Below are 254 nucleotides of genomic sequence, written 5' to 3' on the forward strand. Positions count from 1 at the left end.
GGGAGACCAATCTCCGACTCAGCATCTTTCTGGGATGACCGGAAGTGTAGCGGGACACGTCGTCTACAGCAATAGGACTGCGGAACTCGCCTCTCCCGCGGGAACAAGAATCGATGTCACGGCCGGCCGCTTGATTCATACGACCGCGAGCGAACAGACCCCCTTTGTCCTTTTAGATGTGAAACAAACGTTCACGCTCGCGAATCGTAATCTCGTGAGCCTGTCGGTTAACGCCAGCAGTTACTTCCGACATA

1 protein-coding gene is annotated in these 254 nt (G+C 54.7%); it reads left to right on the forward strand.

Annotation, left to right across the window (positions count from 1 at the left end; translation table 11 throughout):
* Positions 1-34: 34 nt before the first annotated feature.
* Positions 35-254, forward strand: a 220-nt coding sequence (locus JAO32_RS19885; RefSeq protein WP_334243635.1) for a hypothetical protein, incomplete at its 3' end; no start/stop codon positions are given.

It is taken from the genome of Terriglobus sp. ADX1 (assembly GCF_036877645.1).
In the GTDB taxonomy this organism is placed as follows: Bacteria; Acidobacteriota; Terriglobia; order Terriglobales; family Acidobacteriaceae; genus Terriglobus.